General features: G+C 71.0%; 21 protein-coding genes. 9 read left to right on the plus strand and 12 right to left on the minus strand.

What is annotated here, in order from left to right:
• Positions 1-183, minus strand: a 183-nt coding sequence (locus AB1L88_RS24840; RefSeq protein ID WP_367099404.1) for a hypothetical protein, incomplete at its 3' end; no start/stop codon positions are given.
• Between the two features lie 459 nt (positions 184-642).
• Here AB1L88_RS24840 and AB1L88_RS24845 point away from each other — a divergent pair.
• Both AB1L88_RS24845 and AB1L88_RS24850 read left to right on the plus strand, forming a co-directional pair.
• On the plus strand, positions 643-990 hold the full coding sequence (locus AB1L88_RS24845) for a hypothetical protein (RefSeq protein ID WP_367099405.1): 348 nt from the start codon (positions 643-645) through the stop codon (positions 988-990).
• 424 nt (positions 991-1,414) lie between these two features.
• Positions 1,415-2,419: a zinc-binding dehydrogenase gene (locus AB1L88_RS24850; protein WP_367099406.1), complete on the plus strand. Its 1,005-nt coding sequence runs from the start codon at positions 1,415-1,417 to the stop codon at positions 2,417-2,419.
• Positions 2,420-2,544: 125 nt separating this feature from the next.
• On the opposite strand, the gene AB1L88_RS24855 is transcribed toward AB1L88_RS24850, so the two are convergent.
• The 6 genes from AB1L88_RS24855 to xseA form a co-directional block, all read right to left on the minus strand.
• Positions 2,545-3,534, minus strand: a complete 990-nt coding sequence (locus tag AB1L88_RS24855) for a sugar phosphate isomerase/epimerase family protein (protein WP_367099407.1) — start codon at positions 3,532-3,534, stop codon at positions 2,545-2,547.
• Positions 3,535-3,697: 163 nt separating this feature from the next.
• A complete protein-coding gene (locus tag AB1L88_RS24860; protein ID WP_367099408.1) occupies positions 3,698-4,531 on the minus strand; it encodes a hypothetical protein in 834 nt (277 codons plus the stop codon).
• Positions 4,532-4,598: 67 nt separating this feature from the next.
• Complete coding sequence (locus AB1L88_RS24865; protein ID WP_367099409.1) at positions 4,599-5,756, minus strand: M20 family metallopeptidase; 1,158 nt, start codon at positions 5,754-5,756, stop codon at positions 4,599-4,601.
• A gap of 76 nt (positions 5,757-5,832) precedes the next feature.
• The gene (menC, locus tag AB1L88_RS24870; protein WP_367099410.1) at positions 5,833-6,957 is read right to left on the minus strand and encodes an o-succinylbenzoate synthase; all 1,125 of its coding nucleotides are present in this window, start codon (positions 6,955-6,957) and stop codon (positions 5,833-5,835) included.
• Positions 6,958-7,057: 100 nt separating this feature from the next.
• On the minus strand, positions 7,058-7,357 hold the full coding sequence (gene xseB / locus AB1L88_RS24875) for an exodeoxyribonuclease VII small subunit (protein WP_367099411.1): 300 nt from the start codon (positions 7,355-7,357) through the stop codon (positions 7,058-7,060).
• A 4-nt stretch (positions 7,358-7,361) separates the two neighbouring features.
• The gene (gene xseA / locus AB1L88_RS24880) at positions 7,362-8,750 is read right to left on the minus strand and encodes an exodeoxyribonuclease VII large subunit (RefSeq protein WP_367099412.1); all 1,389 of its coding nucleotides are present in this window, start codon (positions 8,748-8,750) and stop codon (positions 7,362-7,364) included.
• Between the two features lie 380 nt (positions 8,751-9,130).
• Between xseA and AB1L88_RS24885 the strand changes: the two genes are divergently transcribed.
• On the plus strand, positions 9,131-10,894 hold the full coding sequence (locus AB1L88_RS24885) for a glycosyltransferase family 39 protein (RefSeq protein WP_367099444.1): 1,764 nt from the start codon (positions 9,131-9,133) through the stop codon (positions 10,892-10,894).
• On the opposite strand, the gene AB1L88_RS24890 is transcribed toward AB1L88_RS24885, so the two are convergent.
• From AB1L88_RS24890 to AB1L88_RS24910, 5 genes are all read right to left on the minus strand, one after another.
• Positions 10,880-11,890 carry a lysophospholipid acyltransferase family protein gene (locus AB1L88_RS24890; protein ID WP_367099413.1) on the minus strand — a complete coding sequence of 337 codons (1,011 nt, stop codon included), beginning with the start codon at positions 11,888-11,890 and terminating at the stop codon, positions 10,880-10,882. The two genes, AB1L88_RS24885 and AB1L88_RS24890, sit on opposite strands and share 15 nt — an antisense overlap.
• 76 nt (positions 11,891-11,966) lie before the next feature.
• Positions 11,967-13,685: an amino acid adenylation domain-containing protein gene (locus tag AB1L88_RS24895; protein ID WP_367099414.1), complete on the minus strand. Its 1,719-nt coding sequence runs from the start codon at positions 13,683-13,685 to the stop codon at positions 11,967-11,969.
• Positions 13,686-13,810: 125 nt separating this feature from the next.
• Positions 13,811-15,064: a hypothetical protein gene (locus AB1L88_RS24900; RefSeq protein WP_367099415.1), complete on the minus strand. Its 1,254-nt coding sequence runs from the start codon at positions 15,062-15,064 to the stop codon at positions 13,811-13,813.
• Entirely contained in the window at positions 15,064-16,191 is a 1,128-nt protein-coding gene (locus AB1L88_RS24905; protein ID WP_367099416.1) for a GDSL-type esterase/lipase family protein, read from the minus strand. The genes AB1L88_RS24900 and AB1L88_RS24905 overlap by 1 nt, the downstream gene beginning before the upstream one ends.
• Positions 16,192-16,256: 65 nt before the next feature.
• On the minus strand, positions 16,257-17,657 hold the full coding sequence (locus AB1L88_RS24910; protein ID WP_367099417.1) for a hypothetical protein: 1,401 nt from the start codon (positions 17,655-17,657) through the stop codon (positions 16,257-16,259).
• Positions 17,658-18,343: 686 nt separating this feature from the next.
• Here AB1L88_RS24910 and AB1L88_RS24915 point away from each other — a divergent pair.
• From AB1L88_RS24915 to AB1L88_RS24940, 6 genes are all read left to right on the plus strand, one after another.
• Entirely contained in the window at positions 18,344-20,179 is a 1,836-nt protein-coding gene (locus tag AB1L88_RS24915) for a glycosyltransferase family 39 protein (RefSeq protein WP_367099418.1), read from the plus strand.
• A 662-nt stretch (positions 20,180-20,841) separates the two neighbouring features.
• Complete coding sequence (locus tag AB1L88_RS24920; RefSeq protein WP_367099419.1) at positions 20,842-21,468, plus strand: hypothetical protein; 627 nt, start codon at positions 20,842-20,844, stop codon at positions 21,466-21,468.
• 388 nt (positions 21,469-21,856) lie between these two features.
• Positions 21,857-23,407: a hypothetical protein gene (locus tag AB1L88_RS24925; RefSeq protein WP_367099420.1), complete on the plus strand. Its 1,551-nt coding sequence runs from the start codon at positions 21,857-21,859 to the stop codon at positions 23,405-23,407.
• Positions 23,404-23,967 carry a FliG C-terminal domain-containing protein gene (locus tag AB1L88_RS24930; protein ID WP_367099421.1) on the plus strand — a complete coding sequence of 188 codons (564 nt, stop codon included), beginning with the start codon at positions 23,404-23,406 and terminating at the stop codon, positions 23,965-23,967. The genes AB1L88_RS24925 and AB1L88_RS24930 overlap by 4 nt, the downstream gene beginning before the upstream one ends.
• Positions 23,968-24,102: 135 nt before the next feature.
• Positions 24,103-24,567, plus strand: a complete 465-nt coding sequence (locus tag AB1L88_RS24935; protein ID WP_367099422.1) for a flagellar biosynthetic protein FliO — start codon at positions 24,103-24,105, stop codon at positions 24,565-24,567.
• Positions 24,564-25,544 carry a flagellar type III secretion system pore protein FliP gene (locus AB1L88_RS24940; RefSeq protein WP_367099423.1) on the plus strand — a complete coding sequence of 327 codons (981 nt, stop codon included), beginning with the start codon at positions 24,564-24,566 and terminating at the stop codon, positions 25,542-25,544. The genes AB1L88_RS24935 and AB1L88_RS24940 overlap by 4 nt, the downstream gene beginning before the upstream one ends.
• Positions 25,545-25,564 lie beyond the last annotated feature (20 nt).

Below are 25,564 nucleotides of genomic sequence, written 5' to 3' on the forward strand. Positions count from 1 at the left end.
TTTCGCTTCGGCAACCGTGGTGGAAGTCAGCGTGACCTTCACCTCGGTGGCGCAACAGGCCTTGGTGGCGGCGGGCTTCAGGGCACAGGCCGTCGTGGGTTCGTCGGCGGAGGCGGGGTTCGCGGCGACGGCAACCGCGATGAGCCAGGCACCGAACGTGAGCAGCGACAAGCGGCGGGTCATGAATCTCAACTCCTCAGGAATGATCAATCGATCAAATCGAACTCGGCTCCGAACACGAAACGAACGTGCCGGATGATCTCCGACCGCGGACGGGTCGCGGGCCGGCCTGCCTCGGATCAACCGATGCGCGCAGGGGTTGATCGAGCGGCGAACCCGGCGGCGGGTGTCGCGTGAGCATCAAGCGGTGCGGGGCACGCCCGGTCGGTCGGCGCGCAATCACTCGCGACCCGTCAGCGTTGATTCAGCGGCAGCGGCTGCTCGACAGCGGTCGCGGGCGATGATCCGAGATCCGATCCGGCAGCACGCCCCGGGGCTCGATCAGAGCAGGGAGAGCGGAGCGGTCGTCGAACGGATCGCGTACGCCCTGGCGACGGCGGCACGGGCGCCGGCCTCGGTCGAACGAGCGGTCGTCGCAGGACGAGAGGCGTCCGCTAATTCCGCAACCGAGCGGTGGTGAGAATGAGGAGATCGCAGAGGGGGGCCGGCCTCGGCAAGCCGGTGGCGATCAACAACGACGCCGGTCGTGCCGTCGGTCGCGTCGCCGTCGGTTCGAACGAGTGGCGAGCACGCCACTGGTCTCGCGAGACTCCGGAACGGACGGAACGCTCCACCACCATCTGCGCGACGTTCGTCGAGCAGCAGCAGGAGGACGCGGTGCGAGTCCGGCAATGTCCGTCCGATCCCGCAGGGCCGGGGGTCGGCACGGTCGGTCGGAGGGGGAGGGCGTTGGGGGGAATCGCTTCGGATTCGGAGTGGCAGCAGTCGTCCGGCCGCGGCGGTTCCGGGGCGGCCGGAGGCTCGCAGTGATGCGCCGATCGGCTCCCGGCCGGCAACGGGCAGGCGTCGACGGCCGGGAAGCCGCCGATCATCAACCCGAGCAGGATGCCCAGGCCAACCCAGCCACGATTGCGATTCCGGCAACGTCGAAACATGCGCAATTCCTCGGCCAGGGAAGACTGCCCCATCGCAAACCCCGGCACTGGCCACGAGAATCGTATCTGTCAAGGTTGTCGGAGTCAACCGAGATCGAACTTGAGCCTCTCGGCGAGGGGCTGTCGGTTGGATCGGGATTTGCTCGGTCCGTAAGGGATCGATGAATTCTGGTCGCGGCGGCCGCCCGTTCGCGGCTCTTGAGCCGGTCGCCCCCGAGGGCGTAGGCTGAATGGGGGCTGACCCGCAAGACATGGTTTGCGGGCATGCTGCGCCGTCCGTCGCGGTTGGGAGGGAGCAGATGAAGGCAATTGTCCTCCGAGAGTTCGGGGCGCTTGACCACTTCCACCTCGAAGATGTGCCCGACCCCTCCCCCGGCCCGGGCGAGGTCGTCATCCGGATCCGGGCCGCGGCCCTGAACCATCGCGATCTCTGGATCTCACGAAACAAGTACCCGAATGTGACATTGCCCGCGATCCTCGGCTCCGACGGCGCGGGGCAGGTCGCGGCGCTGGGCGACGGGGTCGAGGGACTCCGGACGGGCCAGGACGTGATCATCAACCCCAGCCTGGCCTGGGGATCGGACGGCCGGGCTCAGGGCGATCGGTTCCGGATCCTCGGCATGCCCGATCACGGCACCTTCGCCGAGCTGATCGCCGTTCCCGCCGAGAACGTCTTCGCCAAGCCGGCCGGCATGCACTTCGAGCAGGCCGCCGCCCTGCCCCTGGCCGGGCTGACCGCGTATCGCGCCGTCGTGACCAAGGCGCAGGTCCAGCCCGGGGAGGTCGTGCTGGTCACCGGCATCGGCGCCGGCACGGCCATCCATGCCTTGCTGATCGCCCGGGCCCTGGGTGCCCGGGTCTTCGTCACCTCGGGCAGCGACGCGAAGCTCGACCGCGCGAAGGAGCTGGGGGCCGAGGGGGGCGTCAACTATCGCGACCCGAACTGGCCCGAGGCGCTGCGCAAGCTCGGCGGCACGCCCGACGTGGTCATCGACAGCGCCGGGGGCGAGACGTACGCCCACGCCATCGAGCTGCTCCGGCCCGGGGGCCGGCTCGTCAACTTCGGGGCCACGACCGGCCCGGTGCCGTCGCTCAATGTGTTCCAGGTCTTCTGGAAGCAGCTCCAGTTGCTCGGCACCACCATGGGGACCTCGGCCGAGTTCGCCGCCCTGCTGGAACTGGTCGAGGATCGCGGGATCCAGCCGGTCGTCGATCAGACGTTCTCCCTCGACGAGCTTCCCAACGCCCTGCGTCGCATGGAACAATCGGAACAATTCGGGAAAATTGTGCTGAAAATGGAATGATCGCGTGATGGGCCGCGATTCGGGCGGCCCGATCCGGGCCAGGCCCCGCTCCTCCGCGCCGACCGCGGCGAGGGAGTCCGGGGACTGGTCCAGGTGACGCTTCCGAATGGGCGTAGATGAGGTCGTCAGGCAGGGCCGCCCGTCACGGCCTTCATCTTGCGGAGCCCCTCGCGGGCGACGTCGAGCGGATCTCGGGCCCAGTACTCGCGGTTAAATAATTCGAGCGAGTAGGTGCCGTCGAAGCCGATCGCGTCGAGGATCTCCCCCAGGCGGTCGAAGGGGGCGACGCCGTCACCCGGGAACACGCGGTCGGCATCGCCGATCGCGTCCCGGGGCGGCTCGGCCGGGTAATCGTTCAGGTGGAAGACGTGGATCGAGGCGCCGTTGAGGTGCAGAAGCCCTTCGAGGCTCGATCCGCCTTTGTACAGGTGATACACGTCGGGCAGGATGCAGGCGTCGGGCCGGCCGCTCTCGACGGCGACGAACGCCACCTCGCCGAGGCGCCGGAAGGTCTGGGAGAAGCCCCAGACCTCCAGTTGCGGGACGACGCCGAGCCCGGCGCCCAGTTCGAGCAGGACGGCATAGCGCTCGGCCAGGGTGAGCAGATCGCCGTAACGCTGCTCCGTCAGGCCGACGGGAGGGGCGGCCAGCCGGGTCCCGCCGATCGCGGCCAGCGTGTCCATGTCGCGGCGGGCTTCCTCCAATCCGGCCGCCCGCTCGCCGGCGTCGTCGACCGCCCAGCGGGCGAAGCCGATGGCGCTCGGGACCGCCAGGCCGGCGTCGGCGATCTGCCGGCCGAGGTCGCGGAGCGAGCCCCCTTCTTCCCTGAATCGGTTGATGTCGCGGAGCCAGGGCTCGATGGCGTCGTAGCCGGCCTCGGCGGCGATCCGGACCTGATCGACGATGCCGACCTCGGAGTTCGCCCCTCGGATCGTGCTGGTGTTCAGGCAGTAGCGCGGGGTTTTTCGAACGGCTCCGGGGGATGCCGGCAGGCTTCGGGCCGTCGCCGGGACCAATGCCGCGCCGGCAATCGCCCCGAGCGTCCCCTGGATCCACCGGCGCCGCGAGAGGGGCCGAGCCCCCGATCCCGCCGTCGTTGCGTCGTTGCTGGTCATCAGTTCCGGACCTTCTCCGTTGCGGAGCGAGTGCCCGCGCCTTGTGTCGCGCCGGCCGGCAATCCTGAGCCGAGCGATCGCCTGACCGGCGCCGGGCGGGTTCGACCGATTCGCGAAAAAAGCGGATCTTACCCACCCCCCGGCCGGGCCTCCAGACCCGAGATCACCCCGCCCCCTCGCCCGGCGGCCGGTGCAGGACATACGCCTGCCGACGCTCCTCGCCGTCACCGGCCCTGACCGTGCCGACGGCCCGATAGCCCTTGCCGAAGGCGTCTTCGAACGCCCCTCGGGCGGCCAGGCGCCAGCGGTTCGCCCGCTCGGGGGCCGAGGCTCGCAGGGCGGCCAGGTCGCCCGGGATTTCGAGCAAGGCGAGCGGGGGCATGCCCTGTCCCTCGATCGGCCTCGCGGCGGGGCCGTCGGGATCGATCAGCGAGGGGAGGGCCTCGAAGGGACGGTCCGGGAGTGCCGGCCGCGTCGGCTGCCCGGGTTCCCAGACGGCGATGAGCCGATCGGTGGGCGTCCCCGCGTTCAGGTCGTCGGTCCGGGGGCCGTACATGTCCACCACGTAATGCGAAGCGGTGGCCTGGAGCGTCTCCAGGTTGAACCGCGCGTTGCCCGCCTGCAGCGGGTCGAACGCCCAGGCCACGCAGGCCAGCCCCTCCGCCTCGGCGATCATGAACTGCGCCTGCTTCATCCTGCGCCCGAGCCCTCGCCCCTGGTACTCGGGGACCACCCCGGTCAGTTGCGAGTAGAGCCCGAGCATCCCGTCGATCTTCCCCAGGAAGGCGAACGACAAGCCCGCCGCCGTCCCGTCCTCCAGGAACGCCCCCAGCACCAGGCCGCCGTGCAGGTTCGCCCCCACCAGGGTCGCCACCGGCACCACGTACGACTCGTCGACCAGGCCCCACGAGCGGCGCTGGGCATCCTGGCAGGCGATGTAGTCGGCGGGGCTCTCGGCACGCCGGATCACGATCGGTTCAATCGTGGGGTCGCTCATCCGTCTCGTACTCCTGGAGCGTTCCGGGGAGGGCTGGTTGGCAAGGCGGCGCAAGGCGGAGGGGAGCCTAGAGGGACAGCATCAAGGTCGCGATCAACGCGGCCCTGAGCGGGAGGGAATCCATCTCAATGTGCTCATGAACGGCATGCGCGCCCGAGCCGAGGGGACCAAGCCCGTCGAGCGTCGGCAGGCCGATCGCGGAGGTGAAATTCGCGTCGGAACCGCCCCCGGTCGAGCCCTCGGTCAGCTCAAGCCCGAGCGACCGGGCCGCCGCCGCCCGGGCCTTCTCGAACAGCGAGGCCGTGGCGGCCGTGCGCTCCATGGGAGGTCGGTTCAGGCGGCCGGTCAGGGCGAGGCTCGTCCCGTCGAGCACGGGGGAGAGGGCGTGCAGGGCCCGGTCGACCCGCTCGGCCTCGGCCAGGGTCGAGACGCGGACGTCGATCTCGGCCGATGCCGAGGCGGGGACGACGTTGACGGCCCCTCCCCCCTCGGCGCGTCCGACCGTGAGGGTGGTGCCCGCCGCCGGGTCGGCAATCGCATGGATGGCGATGATGTGATGAGCCAGTTCGAGCAAGGCGCTCCGCCCTTTTTCCGGCTCGATGCCGGAATGGGCCGGGATGCCGGCCACGCTCAAGGTATAGCGGCCGACCCCTTTCCGGGCCGTCTTCAGGCCGCCGCCGGGCAAGGGGGGTTCGGGGACCAGGGCATAGGCTGCCTTCCTCGCGGTGGCTTCGATCAGAGTGCGAGAGCTGGGGCTGCCGATCTCCTCGTCGGAAGTGAGGAGGAACTCCACGGGACGGGGCGGGGTCAGGTTCAGGTCGCGCAGCGCGGTCAGGGCCGAGAGCAGGAGGGTCAGCCCCCCCTTCATATCGAAGGTGCCGGGGCCGTGGATCCGGCCGTCCTCGATCCGAAAGGGCATGGTGGCCAGCGTCCCCATCGGCCAGACCGTGTCGAAGTGGGCCATCAGGAGGGCGGGCTTCGGGGCGTCGGGCCCGGTGTGGCCGAAGTCGAAGCGGGCGAGGAGGTGGTCGCCGCCGTCGGGGTTGGGCACCCGGTCGACCGACGATGCCCCCGATTGCCGGAGCAGATCGGTCAGGCGATCGGCCAGCGCATTCAGCGCCGCCGCGTCCTTGCTCGGCGATTCGTGCTCGACCAAGGTCCGCAGCAAGGCCACCAGGTCATCACGGCGCGAGGTCAGGAACGGGAGCAGGTCGGTGGGTGGCATGGGGGAGCGTCCCGAGGTGAGGTTCCTGCGATCGTCGTGGTCGTCGCGCAGGCCGAGCAGGGCAGGGAAACCGGGCTTACACCACGACCTCGCCCGCGTCGAGCGTCACCTCGCGCCGGGTGTTGGCGATGATGAACTCCTCGACCGGCTCGTGGCCCAGGCCAGGGCCCGTGGGCACGGGCACGTCGCCGTCGAACGCGAGCACCGGCGGATCGACGACGTCCTGGAGATAGTACTTGTCGGACCCCGACACATCACCCGGGAAGACGAAGCCGGGGAGGCTCGACAGCGCGACGTTGGCGGCACGCCCGATGCCGAACTCGTGCATGCCGCCGCACCAGACGGGGACCCCTCTCGTGAAGCAGTAATCATGAATTCGCCGGGCTTCCATCAGGCCGCCGACCCGGCTGACCTTGATGTTGATGACCCGGCAGGCGTCGAGCTCGATCGCCTTGCGGGCGTCATCGACCGAGTGGATCGACTCGTCGAGGCAGACGGGGGTGCGCAGGGCGGCCTGGAGCTTCGCGTGGTCGATGATGTCGTCGTGCGCCAGCGGCTGCTCGATCAAAAGCAGGTCGAATTCATCGAGACGGCGAAGCATGTCGATGTCGTCGAGCGTGTACGCGGAGTTGGCATCGACCTGCAGCAGGATCCCGGGGTAGACGCGGCGCACCTCCCGGACCACCTCGACATCGCGCCCGGGGCCGATCTTCAGCTTGATCCGCTTGTATCCGGCCGACAGGTGCCGCTCGATCGTGTCGAGCAATGCGGTCAGGTCGTCCTCGATCCCGAGGCTCACCCCCGAGGCGATCTTCGGCCGCACCCCGCCGATGAACCGGGCGAGCGAAATCCCCTGCGACCGGGCGATCAGGTCGCAGCAGGCCATTTCCAGCCCGGCCTTGGCGAAATTGTTCCCCTTCACCAGGCGGTACAACGCGGTGAGGTCGTCGATCGTCTCCCAGTCCTTGCCCAGCACGAGCGGCCCGAGGAAGTCGCGCAGGATGTGCCAGCACGTCTCGGTCGTCTCGGGGCAATAGTACGGGTCGGACGGGCTGGCGCACTCTCCCCAGCCGACGAGCCCGTCGTCCGACTCCACGCGCACGAGGATGTGCGCAAGGTGATCCTTCACATGCGAGCTGGTCCGGAACGGGCGGACCAGGGGCAGCCGGACAAGCTTCAGGTCGATGCGGCGGAGCTGCATGATCGGACGAGGTTGGGAGGAACCGGAGGAAACCCCTCCGGCAAAAGGGGGAAACGGCGGCGAACTCATCGCGGCGATCGTCTCAAACGCTCGGAATCATTCAATCGTCTTCGAGGTCGGTCGTCGTCGGGGCGGAGGGGTCGTCGAAGGGGGCGGTCAATGCCTCCCCGTCGGGAGTGGCCCCGGTCAGCAGGGCCACCCGCCGCTCGGCCGATTGGAGCGTGGTGCGGCACTGGCTGAGCAGGCGGACCCCGCGTTCGTAGCGTGCCAGGGAGGCGTCGAGGTCGAGCGTCCCCCGCTCCAGGTCGGAGACGATCGCCTCGATCTGGCCGAGCGCGGCCTCGAACGAGGGGGAGTCGGGCTCGGGGCCGTTCGGGGAGGGCTGGGGGGCGTCGGGCATCAGATCAGCTCCGTTCGGGATCGGTGCGGAAGGGGCCGGAGCCTCCGGGGGCGAGGCGCTTGCGCGGGCGATCGGTCGGCGCGGGGGCCGCGGCGCCGGGGGCGGGGCGGCGGTCTCGGCGGCCGGGCCGCTTCGCGTCGGCCGGCGAGGCGTCCAGCTCGTCCGAGGGGGCGTCTCCCTCGGTCGGGCCGGCCTCGACCCGGCTGAGGATCGACCCCGAGGCGAGCCGGGTGCGGATCAAGGTGCCGGGCCGGGCGTCGTCGGGGGCCCGCACCACGCGGTCGTCGTCGAGCCGTTGCGTCAGGCTGTAACCCCGGGACAAGACCGCCAGCGGGCTGAGGGCATCGAGCCGGCCGGCCAGGGCGGCCAGGCGGTCGCGACGCCGATCGAGCAGGCGCTCCACGGCCCGATCCGCCCGGTCGGCCAGCGATTCGAGCCGCGATCGCGCATCGCTCGCCCGCAGCGAGAGCGCTCGGGCCATCCGGCCGGCGAGGGCGTCGAGCCGATCGAGCACGTCCCGGGCGTCGGGGACGGCCAGCTCGGCGGCTCCGCTCGGGGTCGGGCCGCGCAGGTCGGCCACGAGGTCGGCGATGGTCAGGTCCGTCTCGTGCCCGACCCCGGACACGACCGGGACGCGTGAGGCGACGATGGCCCGCGCCACCACTTCTTCATTGAAGGCCCAGAGATCTTCCAGGCTCCCGCCGCCCCGGCCGACGAGGATCAGATCGACCCGGTCGAGCCGGTTGGCCATCCCGATCGCCGCGGCAACCTCCTCGGCCGCCCCCTGGCCCTGCACCTTGGCCGGGGCGATGAGGATCTCGGCCGACGGCCACCGCCGCCCGATGATGGTCAGGATGTCTCGGACCGCCGCGCCGGTCGGGCTGGAAACCACGACGATCCGCCTCGGGAACCTCGGCAACGGGCGTTTGCGGGCCGGGTCGAACAGCCCTTCGAGCCGAAGCCGGTCGCAGAGTTGCCGGAAGGCCAGTTCGAGCGGCCCGATCCCCTCCGGCTCGATCGTCCGCACGTTGATCTGATACGAGCCGTGCGGCGGGTACAGGTCGACGCCGCCCCAGGCCCGGACCGCCAGGCCGTTCTCCAGGTCGAACGGGACCCGGGCGGCCTGACTGCGCCAGAGGACGGCCCGGATGCGGGCCCCCTCGTCCTTGATGTCGAAGTAGACGTGGCCCGACTTCGGCCGCGAGAGGTTCGAGATCTCGCCGCAGACGGCCACCTCGGCGAAGGTCGATTCGAGCAGCTCGCGGATCAGGGCGGTCAGGTCGGTGACGCTGAGCATCGGCGGCCCGCTGGGCAGGCCGACCACCCCGGATGACTCGCCCTCATCGCGGTCGTGCGGATCGGGCAGGGAATCGAACAGCGACGGACCGGGCATGGCAGCGGCAATCCCTTGGCGGGCGGGCGGGGCGGACACGGCACCTCGGCAACTCGGCCGGGCCGATCGCTCGGCGGACAGTGGTGCGTTCAAGTGTAGCGATTCGCCGCGATCCGTCCCAGATCGGTTGATCCGCCGGCCCGCCTCGCGGGGATCGGCCCGGGGATCGAGGCCGTCGCCACGCGCTCGCGGGACCGACCGATTCGGGCCGAGGGCGATCGCCTCAAGTGGGGAAGCACCCTTGTCGATGGAATGAGTTGCGGCCATGATTGTGAGTCCTGCAATTCGCTGCAATGCGTCCGGATCCGGGCGGACGACCGGCTCGCACTCGCCGCAGGCATTTCGCAGCCCAATCATCCCAAAGGGAACCGGACCGGGTGATGGTCATGGTGGACCGCTTGATGAATCACCCCGCGGTCAACGCCGATCCCTCGGGCACCGACTCGGACGAATCGGGGCCTGCCGACCGCCTTTCGGGCCGATCGGCGCTGATCATCCTCGGCTACGGCCTGACCGTCCTGCTGGTCCATTTCGGGCGCCCCTGGGCCTTGACCTTCCACGAAGTGAACTTCGCCGGGCCGGCGCGCGAGTTCCTGCAGTCGGGCGACTGGCTCGTCCCCCGGATCATGGGGATGCCCCTCTGGGACAAGCCCCCGTTGATGCACTGGTCGATCGCCGCGTCGCTGTCCGCCTTCGGCACCGAGGCCGAGTGGGCGGCGCGGCTCCCGGCGGTCCTCTCGGCCGTCCTGACCAGCCTGGTCATCGCCTGGCTGGCGGCTCGCTGGTACGGCGACCGCGTGGGCCTGATCGCCGGCCTCGTCCAGTCCAGCTCGGTCTATGCCTTCATGCAGGGGCGGCTGGCCGAGGCCGACATGATGCTCTGCGCCGCCGTGACCCTGGCCATGGCGAGCTTCGCGGCCGGGGTGGTCGGCCGGGAAAACACGCGCCCGCCGATCGGCTGGCGGCTCGCCTATTTCGGTGCGGCGGGCCTGGCGTTCCTGGTCAAGGGGCCGATCGGGCTGGTCCTGATCGCGGTCGGGAGCGGCCTCTTCGCGGTCGTGACCCGCAGATGGGCCGCCTGGCGACTGCTCCTCGACCCGCTCGGCTGGCTGGTGATGCTGCTCCTGGTGGTGGCCTGGCCGCTGGCGGCGATGCTCCGCGAGCCGGGCCTGCTCGAAGTCTGGTGGCGGCACAACGTCGACCGCTTCCGCGGCGACCTGGGCGGCGGCGGCAAGGACCCGGCGTTCTATCTCTATACCGCCGCCTGGCTCGCCTTACCCTGGACCCCCCTGGCGGTCTTCGGGGCGCTCGCGGAGGCGAAATCCGATCGCTCCCGGTTCCTGAGGGACGATCGAAGCCGCGTTTTGCTCTGCTGGACCCTCGGCATGATGCTCGTGCTCTCGCTGTCGGCCTGGAAGCACAAGCACTACATCATCCCGGCCTTGCCGCCGCTGTCGATCTGGGCGGCGCTCGGCCTGGTCCGGATCATAAACGGGGCCGTGCCCGATCGGCTCCGGCGCTGGCCGATCGCCCGGACCACCCGCGTGACCATGCCCTCGCTGGCCGTCGCCGGCATCGTGACGGGGCTGATCGTCGCGACGAGGGGCGGGGCGGGCCTGGCCCTGGCGGGGGCGAGCATCGCGATGCTGGTCGGCCTCGGCCTGACCATCGCCGAGCGGTTCTGGCACGCCGGGCGGCCGCGAGCGGCCGTGGCCGGCCTCTTCGCCGTGGTCTGGGGGGCGTTCGTGCTGGTGCAGTCGCTCGCCATGCCCGAGGTGGACGACTACCGCGGCCAATCGGAGCTGGCCATGCGGTTCTCCGCCGACCTGCCGCCCGGCGCCGATGTTTCCGTCGTCGGCATCCCCGACCCCCAGATCACCTATTACCTGCCCATCCCGGTCCGGCGGCACGATGACGTTGCCTCCCTCGCCGATCGGCTCGTCGGCGACCGCGCCTCGCCCGACGATCGCGTTTACGTCGTCGGCCCGCTCTGGATCCTCGACGACCTGAAGCGGCTGGGCCGGGTCCGCCTGCTCGATCGCTCCGCGACGGTCCACCCCCGGAAAGAGGAAGCCGACCGGATGCTCGCCCTCGAACTCCGGCCCGATCGCCCCCGGCTCGCCTCGAAACTACGCCCCGATTGAGCGGAGCGAGGACGCCCCCTCCGGACGACGACGCGGCCGACGGCCCTCGACGTTCGTCCCGGTCGCCCGATCGTCGGGCCAGAGGAGATACGAGACGGCCTCGGCCGGCTCGGCGGCGATCACGCTGTCGAGCCGATCGAGGTAGCGCGTCACGGCTCCCCGCTGATCGCCCGGGGCGAGGGACCAGGGGGGATCGATCGTCAACGCGAATCGCCCCCCGGCCCGGTGCGCGCAGAAGATTGGCATGACGGGGGCACCGGTCACGACCGCCAGGTCGGCCCAGGCCGCCTGGACCCGGACCGGACGACCGAGCAAGGAGCCCGGACGCGCGCAGCGGGAATCCCACGCGACGTCGCCGTGGATGAGCACCGCCAGGCCCCCGAGCAGGGCCGATCGCGCCCGGAGCACCCGCAAGACGCCTTCCCCCGGCGGCATCGACCGTCGCAGGAACAAGGACGATTGCGGGTGACGGACCGGGCCGATCGGGTCGTCGGGGGTCCCCGCGCGGTCGAACCAGCGCGACAGCTCGTCGGAGACGTGCCGGGGGCGTTGCAGCATCATCCGCAACGGGGCCCGACGCCGGACCAGCCAGTGCATCGCCGCCAGGTAGGCGCCGAAGTGCGCCCCGAGCAGGATCACCCCCTTGCCCGTCGCGATCGCCGCGTCGAGGTGCTCGGCCCCCGTCACTTCGAACCGGCCCAAAGCGGCGTCGTCCGACAACCCGGAGAGCAGGCAATCGCGCGCCGAGAACCGCGCGAGATTGCCGACCAGGGCGTCCCTCGTCTCGTCGAGATCCCAGTCGGCCCGGAGCCCCTCGCGGGCGTCGGCCAGCCGGGCCGTGATCCGCCCGGATCGGCCCGGCCGGCGGGCGACGGCCCGGCCGATCGCGTCGAGCACGGCGTCGGCCCGATCCGGCCCGAGTCGCCGCAAGGCCGGGATCAGGGCCCGGTAGTACCAGTGCTTCCAGCTCGTCAGGTGGCCGGGAATCAGTCGCACGAGCCCCTCGGGAGCTTCCGCAAACCCAATCGGATGAAGGCAAGACCGACCGTTCCCCCCGCCGCCCGATCGATCGTCAGGCCGCCTCTGTCGCGGTCGGGCCGGAGGCGATCGCCGAGAGCCGAGGGTAATCGACCTTGTCGGTCGAGGTGGTCGGCAAGGCCGGCAGGAACCGGATGGCATCCGGGATCATGTACGCCGGCAAGTGCGCGGTGCAATGACGCTTGACGGCGATGATCGAGCCTTTCTGCCCCGGCTTCATGGCCACGAACGCCGTGATCGTCAGGCCGTCCTTGCCCGAGACGGCCACCACCGCGGCCCGGGCGATGCCGTCGAGACGGTCGAGCGCCGCCTCGATCTCCCCCAGCTCGATCCGATAGCCCCGCTTCTTCACCATCCGGTCGCGGCGGCCGTGATAGGCGAAGCAGCCCTCGCCGAGGTCGGCGACCAGGTCGCCCGTCCGATACCAGAGGGTGCCGTCCGGGGCCTCGATGAAGGCCGACTCCGTCAGGTCGTCTCGCCCGAAATAGCCGCGCATCACGCCCGGCCCGGCAATGAGCAACTCCCCCTGGTCCCCCTCGGGCACGTCGTCCCCCTGCTCGTCGACCACGCGGGCCTGGAGCGGGGGGCAGACCGTGCCGATCGGGAACGCCTCGGTCCGGTCGTCGGCGATCGAGGCCGGGATCCGGTACGCCGTGCAGACGTTCGTCTCGGTCGGCCCGTACAGGTTCCAGAGGGTCGCCGACGGCCAGAGCGAGCGCAGCCGCTTGAGCTGCGTGATCGGGAACACCTCCCCCGCGAACAGGACCAGTGACGGCGCCGGGAAGTCCGGGCGGTCGATCCGGCCGAATTCGGCCAGCAGGCCGAGGATCGACGGCGCCGAATACCAGACGTCAATCCGCCGCTCGGCCAGGAAGTCGCCGAGCCGGCCCGGATCTTTCCCCAGGCCTTCGCTCACGAGGACGAGCGTCCCCCCCGCCCGGCACGACGCATACAGGTCGAAGACCGACAGATCGAAATGGAACGGCGCATGCGAGGCGAACCGCCGCCCCGGCTCGGGGCCGAAGGCCGAGACGCACCAGTCGAGGAAGTTGAGCGCGTTCTGATGCGTCAGGGTGACGCCCTTGGGCGTCCCGGTCGATCCGGACGTGTAGAGGATGTACGCCACGTCGCCGTCGAACCGGGGGGACGGGTCGGGGGTCGGGGCCTCGTCGGCCATCACCTCGTCCCAGGTGGCGCACTCGTCCTCGGCCGTCTCCCCGACGACGATCAGGCGGGGCAGGGGGCCGGGGCCGGGCCAGGCCCCCCGGAGCGAGGCGACCAGCGAGGCATGGATCACGATCGTCTTGACGAAGGCGTCGGCCAGGATGCCCGCGCCCCGGGCGACCGGCGCGGTCGCATCGACCGGCACGTAGGCGGCCCCCGCCCGCAAGATGCCGTGAATCGCCGCGACGGCCTCGGGGGACTTCGGGAGCATCAGGCCCACCCGGTCCCCCCGGCCCACACCATAGCGCGCCAGCCGGGCATCGAGCCGGTCGGCGGCCCGGTCGAGCTGGGCATAGGTCATCGTCCGGCCGTCCTCGGCCTCGACCGCGACCCGATCGGGCCATCGGCTGGCGGCGCGGTCGAGCAACTGGGCCAGGTGGATCGTCTCCCGGGGTGCCTGCGTCGGCCGGTAGGCCGAATGCCCGGCGTCCACCCGACGATCGGGGTGGAACCGGATCGACGGTCCGGCTTGGGTCGAGGTCGGGCGTTCGCTGGTCGTCCGCGTCTGAGCGATTCGGTGAGGTTGCATGGTCGTCAGTCCCTTGACGGTCATCGCAGAAAGGGTCACGAGTCGGTGATGTGATCGGGCGAGGGTCAGGCCGGCCGATTCCGATGCGAAGCCGAAGCCCCTCGTCGGCGTGCCGCCGCGGCGGCCTAGCGACGCGCCGCGGGCCGTCCCTCGTCGAGGTCGGCGAGGGATTGGGCCGTGAGCAATCGGCCGCCGGCCTCGGCCTCGAGCAGGAGTTTCGAAAGCTCGGGGTCGGCCACGAGGGCCCGGGCCAGCGCGAGGAAGATCAGGCGATGGCCCTCGGCGTTCGGGTGGTCGTCCCACGGGGCGAGCGCGAGCGAGGTCGGATCCTCGTCGTCGAAGGAGCCGGTCAGGTCGAGCTGGCGGATCCCGTGACGGCGAGCCATTTCCTGGTGGCGGTACACCCCCTCGTCCCGGTCGCCGGGGAGGTCCGACAGGCCGGCCCGGGGGATGATCAGGTAGACCAGGGGAACCCGCCGCGCCCGGCATTCCGCGGCGAGCATGCCGACCGCGCCGTCGCAGATGGTCCAGAGGTGCGGCGCCAGCTTCGCCTTCAATCGGCTGCGACGCCGGAGCTGCCCTTCGGAGTCGAGGGCGAGGTCGTCGTCGGTCAGGGCGGCCACGTCGAGCACCGCCCGGACGAAATCGTAGGTCGGGTCGGCCCGGTAGCGCAGGAGGTCGCAGAGGTGGATCTCCGAGAGCCTCGGGTCGAGCATCGTGCCCGAGTAGAGCACCAGGTCGGGCTCGAACTGCGCCGCGAACGTGCGGAACCGCTCCAGCCGCTGCGCCGGCCCGTGCGCGGCCATGGCGAAGTTCAGGACCTCGAACTTGCGATCGAGCCCGATCTTCACCGCCCGGGCATTGAGCCACTCCTCGAGCCAGTTCTCGTAGGTCTCGGTGACGTCGACCCCCCAGCCCATGTCGATGGACGAGCCGAGCAGGACGATCCGGAACGTCCCCGGGGGCTTCGCCACCTGATAGCCTTCCAGGTCGCGCAGGCCGTGCTCATTGGTGGTGAAGACGTGGTCGAACACCGGCTTGTGGATGTTCGGATAGAGCTGGAACTGGACGAACGAGTCGGGGATGTAGTGCGTCGCCCCCATGTCGTGGAAGCTGACCCAGCGGTCGGGCTTGCCCAGCAGGCGCAGGGCGATCTCGTCGCTCGCCCGGTCCTCGGGGTCGCCCCGATTGATCAGCCCTTCGTAGTAGCCGCCGGCGTTGGCCTCGCGGTCGGCCCGATTGGCCTCGGTCGATCGCATCGCCTGCATGGCCGATCGCGCGCGGCCCGCCGGCCAGTCGATCAGCCCGACGGCCAGCAAGGCCGCCGAGACGAGCAGGGCCGACAGCAAGGGGGCTCGGGCGGCGAGGTTCCGGGTCATCAGCGTGCGGCTCCCCCGGCCGATCCGGGCCGGCTCGGTTGGCTCCAGGGGGCATCCGGCCGGTCGGCCAGCGCCTCCTCCAGCCGTCGGGCGAGGATCGCGTGCCCTTCGGCGTTGGGATGGTAGTCGTCCGGCCCGATGGCCAGGGCGGCCGGGTCGAGGCCGTCGAAGGCGTCCGAGAGGTCGAGCACCGGGTCGAAGCCCGATGCGGCGGCCAGCGCAAGGAGGGACTGACGCTCGGCCTCGGGGAGCGAGCGCCCCACGCGAGGCAGCAGGATCCAGGCGACCGGCACCCCCCGGCTGCGGCAATCGGCGCCGATCGCCCGATAAACATCCGAGAGGATGCGGAACTGCTGACCGTTCAGCCCCTGCTTGATCCGAGCGGGACTCTCCCCCGGTTCCAGGCCGGCGGCTTTGATGGCATCCTGATAGATCGGAATATCCCATCCGTACCCGGCGCTCAGCAGCCGGCGGAGCCTCCTGGCGTCCCAGTCCAGGTCGGCGGCGGTCGCCTGGACGATGACCAGGTCGGGGTCGAGCGACCAGCCGAGCCGCCCCAGGTGCTCGCCACGCTGGGCCGGCGAGTAGCCGGGGACGCAGAGGTTGAGGATCTCGATCCGGGGGCCGCCGGCCGACGCCGATCGCGCGTCGAGGGCCGCTTCCAGCCTCGGCTCGAAGCCCTCGCCGTCGTGGACGCCCCAGCCCACCCCGATCGAATCACCGATCAGGACCGCCCGATGCGTCCCCTCCGGCTTCCGGGCGTCGTACTCCCGGTCGCGCAGGCCGAGGGCGTTGGTCGTCCAGCGGGCCTGCTGGAAGATCGTCGTGAACGACGGTTCGAGCACGCACTCTCGAAAATCGTCGACCACGCGGGCCAGGTCGGTCACCTTGAACGGCGGCGGCGCGGCGGGGGCGGCGGCCGCGAGGGCCTGGCCGTCGAGCCGCCGTCCCGTGTCGATCAGGTGTTCATAGTACCCGACTTCCATCCGATCCATGTCGGCCGCGTTCTTCCCGGCCATCAGGAGCGATTCGGCCCCCCCCGGCCGGAACGCGTCCGGGGCCAGCCCCCAGCAGAGCAGGGCGGCGGCCAGCGCGAATTGCCGGAGGAGGGGTCGGGTGGCCGTCATGATCGCTTCGGGGGCTCGGGGGATTCGAGGCTCCTGTCCGATGATCGGGGATTCGGGGGCCGTCCTCACGACCCCATCCCCCGCCGCAGCATCGCCAGCCAGGCGTCGAGGCTCGGGCTGGTCCAGAGCGACCAGAGCAGCGCGATGGTCACGAACGTCGCGGCCACGCTGGCCGACCGGGCCAGGCCGCCTCGCAGTCGGGCCGCGGTCGAGGGGGCTTCCTTCGCCTTGCGGCGGACCCGGGAGCGCCGGGCGTCCAGTTGCACGTTGATCAGCACGAAGACGCCCAGGATGCTCCAGAACAAGGCGTCCGGCACGCTGAAGTGCCACGACCCGCTCAGCCAGAACGACTGGTACGCGTGCAGGAACCAGGTGGCCACGAACACCACGGTCGTCGCCGCGGCCAGCGCCTGCCACTGCGGGCGGCGCTTCAGGCGGAAGGCCACCGGGTTGAAGAAGACGCGGACCATGAAATCTTTCCAGTAAATGTTGATGCGCCGCCAGTAGTCGGTGAAGCTCGTCGCCAGCAGGTAGTTGTGGTGCGTCTCGGGCAGCTTGAAGCCGAACAGGTGCAGCATGCCGCACGCGACGTGGAATTGCCCCGAGACGTGAAGATACAGCAGGTAATTGCAGGTCAGGAACCGCGCCAGGCTGCCGGGCCCGGCCACCTGATCGGGGCTGATGAGCAGCTCGTGATAGACGAATCGGTAGAGCAAGAGGTGGACGAACCCGCGGAGCATCATCTTCAGGCCGTCCCGCTGGACGGCGTGGACCTCTCCCGAGAAATACCCCCGCTGCATCGTCCGGTAGTCGACGACCGGGAAATGCAGGAAGCAGTAATTCGGCAGCAGAAAGAAGTAGCTCAGCACGTCGCCCGCCGGCTCCGGCTTCCGGGCATGCTTCAACTCGTACAGGAAAATGATGAGCCGGAACATGAACATGGTGCCGAGGATGGGCAGGACCGGCGACGGCAGGCTCGACGCGATCGCTCCTGTCTGAATCAAGCCCAGCCCCAATCCCACCCCGAGAACCCCGACCACCTTGGCCAGCCAGGGCAGGGGGGTCAGGCAGAGGCCGACCAGGCCCAGGGCGATCGGCAAGACCACCACCGCGGTCGACGCCCCGAAGACCCAGGTCAGGCCCACAATCGAGGCGCCCACGAAGAACGGTTTCTTCCAGCGAAACGGCAGGAGGTAATGGACCGGGAGGGCCGCCGTCGCGATCGCCAGCAGGAGGTGGAAGCCCCGGCCTTCAAGGTTGTAGACGTTTGCAAGCCCCACCAGCAGCCCGAGCTGGAGCATCACCGGCAGGAAGCGCCGGAGGCTCCGGCGGCAGGCCTCCGGCTCGCCGGGATAGAGCCCCGGCGTCCGGGGGAGGGGCTGGTCCTGGATCTCGGTGCGCTCGCGAACGAACCGACGATGAGGCGCGCGGGGTGGCGCGACGATCCTGGTCATGGCGAGACGCATGGGGCCATCCCCCTTCCATGGCGGACGAGTGTTTCGGCCTCGGGTGCGTCGGGATCGACCGGGATGGGCGATCATCACAGACGCGCGACGCAATCGGTCCGATCCCGATCCAACGGTCAGCGGCGCGTCGGGCCGCAATCCCCGTGTGCAGACCGTCCGGTCCGGAAGACAGGCACAGACGCTCGTTGATGCAAGGGGGCCGGGCCATCCCTGTGCCCGTTGGTGCCCCCTTGCCATCGCATCCGTGCCTCCTCCCGACGCCCGCGGTACCTCTGCCGCGACAGCGAGTCTCCCCGGTGTCGCGGGAGGCCGGGCGTCGTCAACCTCCGAAGCGGCGAGTGCTGACCGGGCGATTCCCGGGCGGCTCGCACACCGAGGTTGATTGGGGCTGGGATATACCCGAAGTCCCGCGACCCTGTCAACACGGGCCGCGCAATCGGCATCACCGGTTTTTCGCGGGCGGTCGGCGCAATCCGAAACAGGCCAAGCGTGTCGAGCGGATCACTGACACTCGAATTCCCGATCGCCCGTCCCCCCCGCCGGCATTGCCGGGGCGGTTCCCCTTGTCGGCGTCGAGGGCTTGGGCTATGGTGCCCCCTCATCACCGAGAGACCGGCACGCTTCGCGCCTCGTCGGCGGGCGGCAGGTTGAGCAGCGTCTGCGACGGCCAGGGAGGGCGAGTCACGATGCCGCTTCGTCGTTTATCGCGTTGGATCCGTTCACGAGGGCCGGAGCTGGTGCTGGCGGTCGCCTCGCTGGCGACCTTCCTCGGGTTGCTCGGCGCCGTCGATCTCTGGGGGAAACGCGAGCAACGCGCCGCGGCCGAGGCGCTCGACACCGTCGAGCACGGCCACTGGCTGATCGCCGACATCCAGAGCCGCCCTCGCCTTGAGAAGCCTCCCCTGCCGCGATGGGTCAGCGCCAGCCTGATGCTCGTCAGCGGCCGGAGCGACGAGCTGATGGTCCGGCTCCCCTCGGCCCTCTCGGCGGTCGGGGTGACCCTGCTCGTCTACGGGCTCGGCCGACGGCTCGGCGGCCGGCCGGTCGGCCTGGCCGCGGGCCTGGCCTACTGTTCCACCTTCTACGTCATCACCGAGCACCGGCAGGCCGGCAACGACGGCCCGCTGGCCCTGTTCACGACGCTGGCCCTGTACGCGGCCTGGCGACGCCTGCACGGCGACCGCGAGGGGGCCGACCTGGCCGCCCCGGCCGACGACCCCGGGTCGTCCCGGTGGACGCTGGCCCTGTATGCGGCCCTCGGCTTGGGCTTCCTCACCAAGGGGCCGGTCATCCTGGTCCTCGTCGGCCTGACGGTCCTGCCGTACCTGGCCCTGGCCCGCCGCTTCGGGCCGGGGATGCGATTGCTGGCCGACTGGCGGGGGATCGCCCTGATGCTGGGGCTCTGCCTCTGCTGGCCGGTCCCGGTCGTGCTCGCCCGGTTCGATGCCCTGAGCGTCTGGTGGCTGGAGATCGGGCAGAAGGTCGGCTCGGCCGGCGTCACGCACCACAGCCGGCGGACCCCCCTGGCCGCCGAGTGGTTCTGGATGGCGATGCCCTGGACCCCCCTGGCCCTGGTGGCCCTGGCCCTCCCGTTCACGAAGCGCGGGCGATCGGCCCGGCCGACCATCTGGTTCGCCTGGCTCTGGGCCTTCGCCAACCTGCTCATGTTCAGCACCTGGTCGGTGGCCAAGCCGAACTACTATGTCCCGTGCCTGCCGGCCGTGGCCCTGCTGGCCGGATCGGAGTGGGTCCGCCTGGCCCGGGCGGCCCGGGGCGGGGCCTTCGGGCCGAGGCTCCTGCTGCAATCCATCTGGGTCGTCCTGTTCGTCGTCGCCTGCGCCGCCCCGGTCGTCCTCTCGCAGCGCGTGCCCGAACTCGTCGGCCCGGCGATCGCCCTGGCCGTGGTCGTCGGCCTCGGGGTCTTCGGCTCGGCCTGGGCCTGGCGTCGGGGGGTCGAGGGCATGGCGCTGGCCCCCATCGCCGGGGCCGTCTCGTGCAGCGTGCTCATCATCTATGGGGCTATCGCACGGCCGGTCGTCTCCGACCAGAGCCACCGCCCCCTGGCCGCGACCATCAACCAGATCGTCCCTGACGACCAGTCGACGGTCATGTTCTTCCACGAGCTGGACGAGGGGCTCTGGTTCTACCTCCGCAATCGGGACCTCGCCCCGGTCCCCGGGAGCCAGCCCGACACCAACGACGCGCACGATCTCTTGATGGAGGCCCGGCGCGGCGAGCTGAACCCGGATCCTCGGCTCCGCATCCAGCGAGACCTGGACATCCTGCTCGGCTGGATCGCCGACCCCGACCGATCGACCAGCTACGTCCTCATCCGCGACCGGGTCTACGACCACTTCTCCCCCGCCCTGCAGGGCAAGGTCACCGAGCTCTACCGCGAGGCCGACCTCGAGCGGAACGAGCTGATCCTGCTCCGGGTCGATCCGGTCAGCGAACTGGCCTCGGCGGCCACCGCCGAGCATATCGAGGGCCGACGGGGAGATCCCTCCCACCCCCGCCGCTGACCCCGGCCCCGGCCTCGCGCCCCCGCCCTCATCGCCCCGACGCAAGACGCCCCCCCCCTCGGACTGCCGACGCTATTCATCGCGACTCGACGGCCCCGTCCCCCTCGCGCCGCCCAGCCTTGCCTTGCTGGAAGCGGTCCTGAGGCCGACGGGGCCGCGTCGTTGCGCCGGGCGGAGCGACCGCGGGCGTCCCGGGGCCGTCGGGACGAGAATCCTGCGCCGACCGGGCCCGGCCGGGATCAACGGATCGGCGAAAGCCTACCGGTCGCGGTGCCGGGGCGGGGCCGGTTCGCGCGGTCGATCCGGTTGGATCGCCGTCACAGCTTGCCCAGGCGGGACCAGCCTTCGAACCGAAACGACCGTCACCTTCGCTCGCCCTAAACCCTTACCAGAAAAGGGCGGAGGCGTTCAAGGGACTGCCCGGCGATGACGATACAACGGGTGGCTCGCCAAGGGATCGCCGCGGCGAGGACTCGGGAGCATCACGACCCCTGGGGGTGACCTCCATCGCGGTCGGGCCGGTCGGCCCCGGACGCCGGGAACGTCTGCCGCTGTGAGGTCCCAGTCCATCTCGAACCGAATCGCGATGTGATCGTGCCGACCGACCGATCGGCAACTTTTCGATCCCATCCAGACCGAATTCTTGAGGAGAATGTTCTCCCATGTCCAAGTTCTTGACCTTGAGCGTCTGCCTGGCCCTCGCTCTCGCCTCCACGAGCGGCGTCGCCCTGGCCGGCGGGCACGGCGGCCTGATGCCGTCCCCGCAGGTCGTGGCTGCCCCTCAGTACGTCGCTCCCAGCGGCCAGGGCGTCCTGCCCACCGCCCAGAGCTACGGTGACGTGTGCGCCCCGGCCCCCAAGCACTGCGGGCTGAAGCTGCCTCACCTCAGCATGCCGAAGATCTGCCTGCCGAAGATCTCGCTGCCGAAGATTCCGCCCAAGTGCTACGAGTACGAGTGGGTCCTGAAGAAGAAGCGCGTCGGCGGCGGCCTGCTCGGCATGCTCCACCACGACAAGGGCTGTGCGACCGACGTCGTTGACTACGGCCACTCGGTCTACCCGACCGGCCAGGGCTACGTCACCCCGACCGCCCAGTACACCGGCGACGTCTACGGCTCCGGCCAGGCCTACGGCTCCGGCCAGGCCTACGGCTCCGGCCAGGCTGTCCCTGCCGCCCCCGGCGTCATGGAACCGGCCCCGGCCGAAGAGACCGACGTTGCCCCCGAGGCCCCGGTCGTCCCCAGCGCCTACGGCCGTCTCGGCTCCTCGCTGTTCGGCACCACCCGCTAATCAGCGGAGGCCTGGTTTCGGGCGATCGCATCGGACGGCCCTGGCAGCAGGGCCCCTCGCGGTGTGATCGAGCATGACGCGACCCACGATGATCCCGCACCTACGGGGCGGCCTTCCTGACCGGGAGGCCGCCCCGCCCGCATTTACCCCGCATCGATTGCCGCGATTGACAAGACCCGGGGTTTGTCGGATAACTCGCTCCGCCCGGACCGAACCGCGACCGGTCGGCGATTGGCTGCCGGCCGCCTGACGCTCGATCGAAGCGCGATTCGACGCCCGGGCGATGGCTGTGGTCGCATCCGATCGGATGCCTCGGCTCCGGATCGCTGCGATCCGGGCCTCGGCTCGCCGCGGATCGGTCGAACCAATCGAGGGGGGCGGGGCGACTATGCGGAGCGAAGATCGCGAGCCGGGCGGGGCCAGGTCTGCCCCGGGGGCCGGGAGGCGTCGGCTCGGGGAGCGGCTCCAGGCCCTCTCGGGCTGGCTCCGCGATCGACACCACGCACCGCGACGCGTCGCCGCCCTGGCGATCGTCGTCGCCATCCTCGCACTCGCCTCGATGGCGCTCATCGCGCCCAAGCCCGATCAGCCCGAATGGCTCGATCAGGGGCGGGCCTTCCCGCCCGACCAGGTCGAGGCCCTGCTCAACGAGCTGGCCATCAAGGGCATCGACGCCCAGGCCGACGACCGGGGCCGCGTCTCCGTCGCCCCCACCCGACGCGCCGAGGCGCTCAAGGTGCTCGACCAGCTCGGGCTCGGCCGCCTCTCCATCTTCCAGGCGGTCGATGACCCGGATCGCCCCCCGATCATGGCCGACGCCGCCGAGCGGACCGAGATCCACCTCCGCGCCGAGGCCCGCAAGATCGAGCGCGCCCTGGAGGAGATCCCCGGCATCCAGTCGGCCGTCGTGGTCCTGATGCCGAAACCCGGACGCCCCTTCGCCCGACCCGAAACCGCCCGTGCCGGCGTCCACCTGCGGGCCGATCGTAGCCGGTCGCTCTCCCCCACCACCGTCGATCGCGTGCTCAACGTCATCGCCACCTTCACGCAACTGGAGGCCGACGACGTGACCATCATCGACGCCCACGGCGACGCCCTGCTCAAGGCCGGCGACCCCACCTTCGCCCGCAGCATGAGGGCCGAGGCCCTCGTCCGGAGCTGGGAGGCGGCCATCGCCGAGCAGCTTTCCCCCGTCATCGACGGCGCACTGGTCGAGGTCCGGCTCGACGCCCCGATCGACGCCAATGCCCCCGTCCCCGTCGTCGCCACGCCCGACGACGCCGCGCCGACCTTCGAGCCGACCCCTTCGCCGCCGCCTCGGGCCGTCGAGGTCGTGCCGAACGGCCCCATGTCGCTCGATCCGGAACCGGACGCGGAGCCCCCGACTCCCCCGGCCGCCCCGCCGATCGCCGAGCCGGCCCAGCCCCGGGCGAACGTCCTGGTCAAGGTGCCGGCCTCGTACTACCTGGCGCGGCACGACGCCTTCCTCAACGCCCGAGAGGCGAAGCAAGACGTCCTCGATCGCTTCGTCGCCTTCACCGAGGACTATGTCCATACCATCATCGCCCACGTCATCCCCGAGGCGTCGCTCGGCCGCGTGCAGATCCTCATGCAGCCGCTGCCCAACGAGCCGGACACGCCGCGCCCCGTCGCTCGCGACGCCCGGCAGGAGGCGGCCCTCTGGTGGGTGCCCGCGGCGGTCCTCGGGGGGATCGCCGGGCTCGCCCTGATCGCCGCGGCCGGCGGCTGGCTCTCCGGCCGCCGACCGGCCTCGCACGCCTCGACGGCCACGGCCGGCACCTCCCGGCCGCATCTGCCCCCCTTGCCCGACGACGACGCCCCCGGCCCGGCCGATCGGGTCCGGGAACTGGTCCGGAGCGACCCCTCGGCCGCCGCCGCCGTCCTCCGACGCTGGGTCGAACAGGGAGCCGACGCATGAGCATAACCGCATCCGAAGGGCCCGCTCGCGTCGCCGCGGCCGACCGCCCCGGGGAACCGATCCCCCCCATCCGCAAGGCGGCGATCCTCGTCGTCAGCCTGGAACAGCCCCTCGCCTCGAAGCTGCTCGCCGAACTCGACCGCGCGGCCGTCGAGGCCGTCACCCTCGAGATCGCCCGGCTCGACCGCATCGACCCGGTCGAGCAGCGCCGGGTGCTCGACGAGTTCTTCGACCTCGGCCTGCGTCGCCTCTGGTTCGCCTTCGACGACGTGGTCAAGCTCAGCGACCGCGACCTCCGCGCCTCCTACCACGACGAGGACGCGACCGTCTGGGCCCTGGCCCTCGCCGGGGCCGCCCGCCCCGTCCGGCAGAAGGTCCTCCAGGCGTTGCCTCCCGAGTCGTCGGCCGCCCTGCACCAGACGATGGAATCCCTCGGCCCCTTCCGGCTCGACGACGCCGAGTCGGCCCAGGCCGAGCTGGCCGAGCACCTCCGCCGCCTCCACGACCGAGGGCAACTGACCCTCCCCGAGCCCGCCGGGCGCGAGGCCATCTTCGTCTGACGGGCGACGATCGTCGCGCCTTTCTCTCTCCCCCCGCGTCGCCTCGACGACGACCCGGGGGGAATCGACCGACTCGGCTTCCTCGGCGTGCCTCCCCGTTCCGTCTCCTAACGCTCCTCCCGGACTGACCGGCGTATGATGATGCAAGGCGTATTCAATCGTGATTGGCCCGGGCGACTGGCCCCGCCGAGCCTCGTCGTCCTGATCGTCCTGCTCCTCTCGCCGACGCTCCCCGCCCGGGACGCGACCGATTCCCCTCCCGCCGCCCCCGCGGCCGAAGGGTTGCGGGGCAGGGGGGGGCGCGGCGTCGAATCGGGGACCGTGGCCCTGGCCCTGACGGCCCTCCTGGCGGTCGTCGGCGTCGGCATCGTGCTCGGCAACCGCCTCAAACCGGCGGGGGCCTCGGGCGTCCTGCGCGTCGTCGGCCGGGCGCACCTGACGGGCCGGCACGTGGTCTACCTGCTCCGGGCCGGCGATCGGACGTTGATCCTCGGCGTCGGCCCGCAAGGGGCGCCCTCGCTGCTCGGGGAACTCGACCCCTCCCCCTCGCCCCCCGACCCGACCCTCGCCGGCGACCCGTCGCGGGAAGATCGCAAATGAATCGAACACCCGTCAAACTTGCCCGCGAATGGATCGGATGGGCGTCGCTCCTCCTGATCGCGCCCGCCGCCCTCGGCCAGGAGGCCGAGCCGCCCGCCCTCGACGCCACGCCGATGGCGACCGCAATCCTCCGGATCGGGGCCGATGCGGCCCCCTTTGACGAGCGTAATGCGAGCGCCGAGGCCGGGCCGATCGACCCTCACGTCATCCCCGCCGCCGCCCCGCCCGAGCCGTCCCCGCCCCCCCCCGACGACCCTTCGCCCGAGCCTCCCACGGCCCGGGCCGAGGTCGAGCGGGTCGCCCGGACGGTCGGCCTGTTCGCCGCCGTCTCGCTCGCGCCGGTGGCGGTGTTGATGGCCACGGCGTTCGTTCGGATCAATATCGTCCTGCTCCTGCTCCGCCAGGCGATCGGCAGCCCGCAGGTGCCGGGCAATCAGGTGGTCACGGTCCTCTCGCTCCTGCTGACCGCCCTGGTGATGGCCCCCGCCGCCGAGTCGGTCTATCGCGACGCGATCCGGCCCTACGCCGACGGCGAACTCCCGGCCGAGGAGGCCTGGCAGGTCGGCTCCGGGCCCATCAAGGCATTCATGCTCGACCAGATCGACCGGACCGGCCACGGCCACTATCTCGACGCCCTCTCGGTCCATGCCGCCGCCGCGGTCGATCCGCCGGAGTCCGAGGCCGACGGGGCCGGCGCCCCGGCCGATGCGCCTCCGCTCCGGGTCGTGGCCCCGGCGTTCCTGCTCAGCGAACTGACCACGGCGCTCTGGATCGGCTTCCTCATTTACTTGCCGTTCCTGGTGGTCGATCTCGTCGTCTCGGCCGTCCTGGCGGCGACCGGCCTCATCATGCTGCCCCCGGCCCAGGTGGCCTTGCCCCTGAAGCTGGCCCTGTTCGTCCTGGTCGATGGCTGGTGGCTGGTGGCCGATGGCCTCCTGCGGACCTTCGCGATCGGGTCGTCCGGGGCCGGCGTCTGATCCGCCTCGCGTCGGTCGCG

This window comes from Tautonia sp. JC769 (assembly GCF_040717455.1).
In the GTDB taxonomy this organism is placed as follows: domain Bacteria; phylum Planctomycetota; class Planctomycetia; order Isosphaerales; family Isosphaeraceae; genus Tautonia.

What these genes read in the sequence shown, in the direction of transcription:
- AB1L88_RS24850 (WP_367099406.1), top strand. Translation starts at nt 1,415, where the DNA reads ATGAAGGCAATTGTCCTCCGAGAGTTCGGGGCGCTTGACCACTTCCAC.
- xseA (WP_367099412.1), bottom strand. Translation starts at nt 8,750, where the DNA reads ATGCCCGGTCCGTCGCTGTTCGATTCCCTGCCCGATCCGCACGACCGC.
- AB1L88_RS24925 (WP_367099420.1), top strand. Translation starts at nt 21,857, where the DNA reads ATGCGGAGCGAAGATCGCGAGCCGGGCGGGGCCAGGTCTGCCCCGGGG.
- AB1L88_RS24900 (WP_367099415.1), bottom strand. Translation starts at nt 15,064, where the DNA reads ATGACCCGGAACCTCGCCGCCCGAGCCCCCTTGCTGTCGGCCCTGCTC.
- menC (WP_367099410.1), bottom strand. Translation starts at nt 6,957, where the DNA reads ATGCAGCTCCGCCGCATCGACCTGAAGCTTGTCCGGCTGCCCCTGGTC.
- AB1L88_RS24845 (WP_367099405.1), top strand. Translation starts at nt 643, where the DNA reads ATGAGGAGATCGCAGAGGGGGGCCGGCCTCGGCAAGCCGGTGGCGATC.
- AB1L88_RS24930 (WP_367099421.1), top strand. Translation starts at nt 23,404, where the DNA reads ATGAGCATAACCGCATCCGAAGGGCCCGCTCGCGTCGCCGCGGCCGAC.
- AB1L88_RS24940 (WP_367099423.1), top strand. Translation starts at nt 24,564, where the DNA reads ATGAATCGAACACCCGTCAAACTTGCCCGCGAATGGATCGGATGGGCG.
- AB1L88_RS24865 (WP_367099409.1), bottom strand. Translation starts at nt 5,756, where the DNA reads ATGCCACCCACCGACCTGCTCCCGTTCCTGACCTCGCGCCGTGATGAC.
- AB1L88_RS24860 (WP_367099408.1), bottom strand. Translation starts at nt 4,531, where the DNA reads ATGAGCGACCCCACGATTGAACCGATCGTGATCCGGCGTGCCGAGAGC.
- AB1L88_RS24920 (WP_367099419.1), top strand. Translation starts at nt 20,842, where the DNA reads ATGTCCAAGTTCTTGACCTTGAGCGTCTGCCTGGCCCTCGCTCTCGCC.
- AB1L88_RS24935 (WP_367099422.1), top strand. Translation starts at nt 24,103, where the DNA reads ATGATGATGCAAGGCGTATTCAATCGTGATTGGCCCGGGCGACTGGCC.
- AB1L88_RS24910 (WP_367099417.1), bottom strand. Translation starts at nt 17,657, where the DNA reads ATGCGTCTCGCCATGACCAGGATCGTCGCGCCACCCCGCGCGCCTCAT.
- xseB (WP_367099411.1), bottom strand. Translation starts at nt 7,357, where the DNA reads ATGCCCGACGCCCCCCAGCCCTCCCCGAACGGCCCCGAGCCCGACTCC.
- AB1L88_RS24915 (WP_367099418.1), top strand. Translation starts at nt 18,344, where the DNA reads ATGCCGCTTCGTCGTTTATCGCGTTGGATCCGTTCACGAGGGCCGGAG.
- AB1L88_RS24905 (WP_367099416.1), bottom strand. Translation starts at nt 16,191, where the DNA reads ATGACGGCCACCCGACCCCTCCTCCGGCAATTCGCGCTGGCCGCCGCC.
- AB1L88_RS24855 (WP_367099407.1), bottom strand. Translation starts at nt 3,534, where the DNA reads ATGACCAGCAACGACGCAACGACGGCGGGATCGGGGGCTCGGCCCCTC.
- AB1L88_RS24895 (WP_367099414.1), bottom strand. Translation starts at nt 13,685, where the DNA reads ATGCAACCTCACCGAATCGCTCAGACGCGGACGACCAGCGAACGCCCG.
- AB1L88_RS24885 (WP_367099444.1), top strand. Translation starts at nt 9,131, where the DNA reads ATGGTCATGGTGGACCGCTTGATGAATCACCCCGCGGTCAACGCCGAT.